Origin of the sequence: Streptomyces tremellae, assembly GCF_039540215.1 — a bacterium.
GTDB lineage: Bacteria > Actinomycetota > Actinomycetes > Streptomycetales > Streptomycetaceae > Streptomyces > Streptomyces tremellae.
This window is the reverse complement of record NZ_BAABEP010000116.1, coordinates 1-7,435: the sequence shown is the minus strand read 5'-3', so window position 1 is coordinate 7,435 and position 7,435 is coordinate 1. Positions and strand designations below refer to the sequence as shown.

General features: G+C 75.7%; 6 protein-coding genes and 2 pseudogenes. 3 read left to right on the top strand and 5 right to left on the bottom strand.

What is annotated here, in order from left to right:
- Window positions 1-374 (top strand): annotated as a pseudogene (locus ABEA77_RS33280) (hypothetical protein); the annotation flags it as partial.
- A 4-nt stretch (window positions 375-378) separates the two neighbouring features.
- On the opposite strand, the gene ABEA77_RS33275 reads toward ABEA77_RS33280, so the two are convergent.
- Window positions 379-1,257, bottom strand: coding sequence for an Fpg/Nei family DNA glycosylase (locus tag ABEA77_RS33275; RefSeq protein ID WP_345655824.1), 879 nt, complete (start codon window positions 1,255-1,257; stop codon window positions 379-381).
- Between the two features lie 58 nt (window positions 1,258-1,315).
- On the opposite strand from ABEA77_RS33275, the gene ABEA77_RS33270 reads away from it, so the two are divergent.
- A complete protein-coding gene (locus tag ABEA77_RS33270) occupies window positions 1,316-2,026 on the top strand; it encodes an alpha/beta hydrolase (RefSeq protein WP_345655823.1) in 711 nt (236 codons plus the stop codon).
- A 123-nt stretch (window positions 2,027-2,149) separates the two neighbouring features.
- Here the strand turns inward: ABEA77_RS33270 and ABEA77_RS33265 are convergent, their stop codons facing one another.
- The 3 genes and pseudogenes from ABEA77_RS33265 to ABEA77_RS33255 form a co-directional block, all read right to left on the bottom strand.
- Entirely contained in the window at window positions 2,150-3,010 is an 861-nt protein-coding gene (locus ABEA77_RS33265; protein ID WP_345655822.1) for an amidohydrolase family protein, read from the bottom strand.
- Window positions 3,011-3,044: 34 nt separating this feature from the next.
- A pseudogene (locus ABEA77_RS33260) lies at window positions 3,045-4,214 on the bottom strand (GAF domain-containing protein); the annotation flags it as partial.
- Window positions 4,215-4,286: 72 nt separating this feature from the next.
- Window positions 4,287-5,384 carry a DUF6777 domain-containing protein gene (locus ABEA77_RS33255; protein WP_345655821.1) on the bottom strand — a complete coding sequence of 366 codons (1,098 nt, stop codon included), beginning with the start codon at window positions 5,382-5,384 and terminating at the stop codon, window positions 4,287-4,289.
- Window positions 5,385-5,755: 371 nt separating this feature from the next.
- On the opposite strand from ABEA77_RS33255, the gene ABEA77_RS33250 reads away from it, so the two are divergent.
- Window positions 5,756-6,277, top strand: a complete 522-nt coding sequence (locus tag ABEA77_RS33250; RefSeq protein WP_345655819.1) for a DUF1990 domain-containing protein — start codon at window positions 5,756-5,758, stop codon at window positions 6,275-6,277.
- A gap of 49 nt (window positions 6,278-6,326) precedes the next feature.
- Here the strand turns inward: ABEA77_RS33250 and efeB are convergent.
- Window positions 6,327-7,435, bottom strand: a 1,109-nt coding sequence (efeB, locus tag ABEA77_RS33245) for an iron uptake transporter deferrochelatase/peroxidase subunit (RefSeq protein ID WP_345655817.1), incomplete at its 5' end; no start/stop codon positions are given.

The window sequence follows — 7,435 nt, the reverse complement described above, 5'->3', positions numbered from 1 at the left end:
CGGCGGCCGCGGCCGCCGGGCTCGCCGAGGGCGCGCCGCTCGGTGTGCTCGCGGGCGCCGGGCGGCCGTGGCACGCGGCGGCCCACTGGAGCGCGGCGGACCCCGCGGCAGGGATCTCCGCGCGGGTCACCGCGTCGGCTCGGGCCTGGGGCTCGCAGATCAGCTTCGAGCTGCGCGGACGCGAGGTGCGGGGGCCCTGCGCGCTGGTGGCGGTCGGCAGGGACGGCTCCCGCGAGACGGTCACCACCTGGTCGGGCACGGACGAGCGCACCACGCTGCTCACCGCGGGCGGGGCCGCGCTGACGCCCGGCGGCATCGACCACTTCGAGGTACGGGCGCCGGGCGGGCGCACCCTCGTCACCCTCGGCGGCTGAGCCGCTACTTCAGCAGGCGGGACAGCCTGCGGTCGGCGAGCGGCTTGCCGCCGGTCTGGCAGGTGGGGCAGTACTGGAGCGACGAGTCGCTGAAGGAGACGGAGCGCACGGTGTCGCCGCAGACCGGGCAGGGCTCGCCCGCCCTGCCGTGCACCCGCAGCCCGGACTTCTTCTCGGACTTCAGACTCCCCGCGGCAACGCCCCGCGACCTTTCGACCGCCTCCGTCAGCGTGCTGATCATCGCCTCGTAGAGCGTGGTGACCTCGTCGCCCGACAGGTTCTGCACCGGCTTGAACGGCGACATCCTGGCGACGTGCAGGATCTCGTCGCTGTACGCGTTCCCGATGCCGGCGATCAGCCGCTGGTCGCGCAGCGCGCCCTTGACCTGCCGCCGCTCCCCCGCGAGCAGCCGCGCGAACGCGGCCCGGTCGAATGCGGGGTCGAGGGGCTCGGGCCCGAGCGTGGCGACGGCGGGCACGTCCGCGAGGTCCCTGACCAGGTGGACCGCGAGCCGCTTCGTGGTGCCCTGCTCCGTGAGGTCGAAGCCGGAGCCGTCCGCGAGCACGAACCTGGCGGCGAGCGGCCCCTTCCCCGGGCGTGGCGGCGGCCCGGCGGGGAAGGCGTCCCGCCACCGGATCCATCCGGCGCGCGCCAGATGGACCGCGAGGTGCAGCGGCGTGCCGTCGGGCCGCCGGGTGGCGATGTCGAGATATTTGCCACGTCGGCCGACACCGGTCGCCGTGGCACCCTCCAGGGCGGAGAGGGGCGGATCGTACGTCTTCAGGACATTGACGGCCAGCGGCAGGGCACGCACGATTTCCATGCCCACCAGCCGGCCGTCGAGGAATACGCGCAGCGCTTCGACTTCGGGAACTTCCGGCATGTCTCCAGCGTGCCGGAAGTGGGGCGTGAACGCCCGGCGGACCACGGAAGGAAAGACCGTGCACGAGGCGGTACGAGAGCGGGCGCCGGTGCGGCCCGCGCTGGTCCTCGACAGGACCGAGACGAGGCCGCGGGCCGCGGTGCTTGTGCTGCACGGCGGGCGCGCCGACGGCGAGGCACCGCCGCCGCGGCTCAACGCGGCCGCGGCGCGCATGTGGCCCGTCACCCGCGGCCTGCTGCGGGCCACCGAGGGCTTCGGCGTCGTCATGGGGCGGGTGCGCTACCGCTGCCGCGGCTGGAACGGCGGCCGGGCGGACGCCGCGCGGGACACGCTGCGCGCCCTCGACGAGCTGGGCCTGCTGCTCGGGCGGCTGCCCGTGGTGCTGGTCGGGCACTCGATGGGCGGCAGGGCCGCGCTCTGCGCTGCGGGCCACGACCTGGTGAGCGGCGTGGTCGCGCTGGCCCCCTGGTGTCCGCCCGAGGACCCGGTGCTGCACCTCGAAGGGCGGCGCGCCGTACTGCTGCACGGGGAGCGCGACCGGGTCACCGATCCGCAGGCGACGGTTGACTTCACGGCGCGGGCCCGCCGCATCGGTGCCAGGGCCGGGGCGGTCCTGGTGGCGCGCGGCGAGCACACGATGCTGCGGCGCGCGGTCACCTGGCAGTCGCTGACCACCCGGACGGCCGCCGCGCTGGTGGGCGCGGGCGAGCTGCCCGACGTGGTCCGCCAGAGCCTCCTGGACGACACGAGCCCGGTCCAGCGGACGTAGAGCCGCCGCACAGGCGCGTCCGGCGCGCGACGCCCTCCGGGCGGACGACCGGCCTGCGCGGACGGCTCCCCGGGCCCGGCCGCCCGCCCACGGCGGCGCGCTCGACCGGGCACGGCCCGCCGCTCAGGCGGCTGGCAGGCCGTAGACGCGGCGGGCCGTGCCGCCGAAGACCTCGGAGCGCTCGCTCCGGGTGAGCGACGCGGTGAGGGTGCGCGCCGTGTCCACGACCTCCGCGTAGCCGGCGGCCAGCGTGCACACCGGCCAGTCGGAGCCGAACATCAGCCGCCCCGGGCCGAAGGCGTCGAGGGCGGTGTCCGCGTAGGGCCGCAGGTCGTCGGCGCTCCAGGCGGCCCAGTCGGCCTCGGTGACCAGGCCGGAGAGCTTGCACACCGTGTTGGGCCGCTCGGCGAGGCGCGCGAGGTGGCCGGCCCACGGCTCGACGGCGCCCGACGCGACCGGCGGCTTGCCCAGGTGGTCGAGGACGAAGGTGAGGCCGGGCAGCAGTTCTGCGGCGCGCACGGCGGCAGGCAGCTGGTGGCCGAGCACGACCAGGTCGTACGCGAGCCCCGCGGCAGCGACGGCCGCGAGCCCCCTGCGGACCTCGGGCCGCAGGATCCACTCGGGGTCGGGCTCGCCCTGGATCTGGTGGCGTATGCCGACGAGCTTGTCGCCGCCCGGCGCCTCCTTGAGGGCGGCGAGCCGGTCCGCCACGGCGGGGTCGGTCAGGTCCGTCCAGCCGACGACCCCCGTGACCAGGTCGCTGCCGCGGGCGAGGGCGAGGGACTCCGGCGTCTCCTCGGGTACCGCGATCGTCTGGACCAGGACGGTGGCGCCGACACCGGCGGCGCGCGCCTGCGGCTCCAGGTCGGCCGGGCCGAAGTCGCGGCGGATGGGCGCCATCCCTGGGCCGGTGATCCACTCCTGGTCGCGGACCGAGAGGTCCCAGAAGTGGTGGTGGGCGTCGACGAGGTTCGGCTGGGGCATCAGGCTGATCAGAGCTCCGGGGTCTGGGGGTCCTCGCCGCATATTCATCGGATGACTCCGCCCGCGTCAACTCCCCTGCCTCACTCCCGGGGCGCGCCCCCGCGGGGAACGGCGAACTCGCACCACACGCTCTTGCCGCTGCCCGGCCGAGCCGGGCCGAGCGGTAGCGCACGGCGATCTGCGCGCCGGGCACCTGCGGGATGCGTCGGGGCGGCATGGCCTGCTGGAGGCCCTCCGCGAGGTCGTGGTCCTGCTCGAACAGCATCGCGCGCCGGAGGCTCTGGGCGATGCTGCTGCCGAGTGCCACCAGGAGGTTGCGGTCCTCGGCGCTGAAGCCGCTCTTGTCGCCGTAGAGCAGGCCGAGGGCGCCGATGGGTCCGCCCTGGGCGATCAGTGGCAGGTAGGCGGCGGCGGTGATCCGAGGCCCGCGATGTGCTGCCACAGGCCGGGGTGGCCGGCCGCGAAGTCCTCGGCCGAGTCGATGAAGCGCGGGCTGAGGGTGCGGACCACCTCACCCCTCGGATAGGGCTCGTCGATCCTGGTGACGCGGGTGCCGGGCGCGAAGGAACCCTCGGGGCCCTCGGCGACGAGCCGGATGCGGCCGGACTCGACGAGTCCCACCACGACGCTGGTCGCGCCGAGTGTTCGAGGCCCGCCGACTCCTTCAGCACGTCGATGACGTCCTGCACGGTGACGTCCTGCACGGTCCGCGCGTGGGCGAGCGCCGCCGTGGTGCCCTCCACCACGCTCGTACGGACCCGGCGCACCTCGTCGAGTTCGAGGGGGGCGGCGGAGTCGGCGAGCTCCTGCGCGGCGTCCCTGACGATCCCGACGACGCGGTAGGGGCGCCCGCCGCCGTCCCTGCGCAGGGTGCCCTGGGTGTGGTCAAGCGCAGGGAGCCGTCGCGGCGCCTGACGCGGAAGTAGGCGCCGCAGCTGTCGCCGCCGTCCCTGAACGCCGCGAGGATCACGGAGTCGAGGCGGTCGGCCTCGTCGCGCGGGACGCGTGCGGCGAGGGACTCCGGGCGCCCGTCGTACTCGTCCGGCCGCATGTCGAAGACCCCGAGGGCCGGCTCGTCCATGTGCAGGAGACCGCTGTCGAGATCCCAGTCGAACGCGCCCAGGCGATTGAGGGAGAGGTTGACGTCGGAAGGGGCCGGCCAGTTCTCGGGGAGCGACAGGGAACGTGCTGCCCGCTCAACCATGGGCCCACTCTGTCGCTGTTTGCGGCATTCCTCGACCCCGCTGCGGAGCGGATCGGCCCGTTCGGACCCGCATCAGCCCGGGGTGTTGACCGGTCCGATCAGGAGAGCGGAGTCGTCGGGGACGGCCGGGAGCGGGTGGCCGCCCCTGGCTCCCCCGCCCGCCGCGGCCTGCTCGTCCGGGGGCCGCGGGACGTCCGGACCACCGGTCGCCGTGCCGGTGGGGGCGCTCGGCTCGGCCGGCCCGCTGGGGGCGGCGGAGCCGGTGGGCTCGGGGCTCGGCGCGCGGGTGGGCTCCCCTGTCGGGTCCGGCAGAGCCGGGTCGGCCGGCGCGACCTGCCGCGGGTCGAAGAGGTCCGCGTCGGGGCTGTACGGCGGCAGGGCCGCGGGGACGCCGTCCTCGTCGCCGTCGGTTCCCGTGGCGCGCTCCATCCAGGTGTTGTCGGCGCTGTTGACCACGGTCAGCCTGCCGGTCCTGCGGGGCGCGGGCGAGATCACCAGGACGCGGTCGGGCCGGTAGCCGTCCCAGGCGGTGCCGCGGTGGGAGACGGAGCCCTCCATGGCGACGGCGGGTCCGAGGGGGTTGCCGCAGGAGCAGCGGACCCTGGGCACCCCGCGGTCGTCCGCGAGGACGGCGGTGCCGGCCTGGAGCACCGCCTGGTACGCGGTGGGCGCGCCGTCCCGGTAGCCGTGTCCGGTGACCCGGGTGTCGGCACGCAGTACGACGGGGGTGAGGCCGCGCAGGTAGTCGGGGACGCGGGTGGAGCCCGTCCTCGCCGCCTCGGCGAAGGCCGTGGCGCGGGCCTTGTCCTGGGTCAGCAGGCGGACCTGGCGTTCGACGTCGCAGCTGGAGAGGCCCTGGACGCCCGCGTACACGCCGGGTGTGGTGCCCGGCAGGGTGCGGGCCCTGCCGCCCGCGCCGACTGCGCCTGCCGCCTTCCCCGTGCCGGTCCCCTCGCCGGAGGCGGGGGCCGAGGGCCGGGCGGTGGACGCGTCGGCGACGGTGGACGGCGTGAAGGGGTCGGGGCCGTGCGCTCCCGCGGGCAGGAACACGAGGCTGCGGACGCTCGCGGCGCCCTCGGCGCCCGCCCCGTCCGCGCAGCCCGCGGCCAGTACGGCTCCCGTGCACAGCGCGGCCAGTGCCGCGGCCCGACGACGGATGGGTGAACGCACCAGAGGTCTCCCGCCTGCTCCGGTCCTTCTGCTGCCCGCATGTCCCTCCATGTCTGCCCGATCATGATCGGGCCCGCAAGCGGACCGCCGTGCGATCCGGGGCCCTCGCACCGTGGCCCTTGCCTGGCGGGGCGGCCGGGCCTAGGCTCGACCTGGACTTGAACGCGTTCAAAAGAATCGAGCGGTGCCATGTCGTCACAGGTCAGGCGGGCGGCGGGCGGGCCGTCCCGCGAACCTGCCCCGGTCCCGCGGCCCACCGCGGCCGCGCGTCCCCGCGGAGTGCGGCCCCGGGCAGGCACGCCGGCCGCGCTACGCCGCCGGTGTCCCGCCGCGCAGGACGCGTCCCGCCCGGCAGGCGCCGGAGGCCCCGCGTGACCGGCCGCGCCCTAGGGCCGTTCAGCTACCCCGAGGTCGGCGCGACCCGGCTCGGGCCGCTGCCCGAGGGCTACCGCCATCTGCACCACACCGCGAGGATCGGCCGCGGCAGGGCCGTCTTCGACGCGGCGGGCGCCGCGGTGACGACCTGGCGCATGCACCGGGCCACCGGTGTGCGGGTGCGCGCCGACTCGCCCTGGGCCCGTCCCGGCGCGCTGGTCGAGCTCTCCCTCGGCGCGGGGCCGCTGCGCGTCGCGGCCCGGTGCGAGGTGGTCTGGACGGCGTACGAGAGCGGCCGTACCGGATTCGGCTACGGGACGCTGCCGGGACATCCCGAGTCGGGCGAGGAGTCGTTCGTGGTCGACCTGCGCGAGGACGGCTCCGTCTGGTTCACCGTCATGGCCTTCAGCCGGCACGGCCGGTGGTTCACCCGCGCCTGCGGACCGCTCGTGCGGCTCCTGCAGCGGGCGTACGCGCGGCGGCTCGGCCGGGCGCTGCGGCGGCTCGCCGCCGCCTGAGGCGCGGGCGGGGGGCTCGGCCGCGTCCCTGCTCGCCCGCGGGCCTCCCTCAGGCGAGCAGCGCGCGCCCGAGCCAGTCGGAGCCGTCGCGCACGCCGGGCAGCACATAGAAGTAGCCGCCGCCGTACGGCTTGATGTAGTCCACCAGCGGCTCGCCCGCGAGGCGCTTCTGGACGGCGGCGAACTGCCGGTCGATGTCCTGCTGGTAGCAGCAGAAGATCAGGCCGGTGTCCAGGTCCCCGTTGTCGCGCACGCCCCGGTCGTAGTTGTAGCCGCGGCGGATCATCCGGCTGTCCGCGGTCTCGGAGGTCCGCGGGTTGGCGAGCCTGATGTGCGAGTCGAGCGGGATGATGTTGCCCTGCGGGTCCTTGGCGAACTGCGGCTCGTCCGTCTCCTTGCGGCCGTCGAGCGGCGCCCCGGTGTCCCGGGCGCGGCCCATCATCCGCTCCTGCTCGCGGATGGAGACGCGGTCCCAGAACTCGACCAGCATGCGGATGACGCGGACCACCTGGTAGCTGCCGCCCGCGGCCCACGCGGGTTCGCCGCCGTCCTCGCCGACCCAGACGAGCCGGTCCATCATCCGCGCGTCGGCGGCGGCCGGGTTGGCCGTGCCGTCCTTGAAGCCCAGCAGGTTGCGGGGGGTCCCTGAGGGGCGCGGCGGCGAGACGAAGCCTTCGAGGCGCCAGCGGATCTGCATCGCGCCCCGGGTGTGCCGGGCGATGTCGCGCAGCGCGTGGGTGACGGTGTCGGGGTGGTCGGCGCAGAGCTGGAGCATCAGGTCGCCGTGGCACCACGCCGGGTCGAGGTCGTCGTCGGGGAAGGTGTCCATCGGGCGCAGCCTGCGGGGCTTGCGGTCGCCGAGGCCGAAGCGGTCGTCGAAGAGTCCGGAGCCGACGGCGAGGGTGCCGGTGAGCCCGTCCGCGGGCACGACGGGGCCGAGGACGCCCGAGTCGGGCAGCGGCGCGGAGATGCCGACGGGGTCCGGCACGCCGCCCCTGGTCAGGAACCGCAGGCGCTCCGTCACGGTCCTGAACAGGTCGGCCAGTTCGGCCCGGCTGCGCGCCGTCACGTCGAAGGAGGTGAAGACCGCGCTGCGCTGGAGCGGGGTGAGGACGCCCGCCTGGTGCTCGCCGTGGAAGGCGATGACGCGGTCGCCGG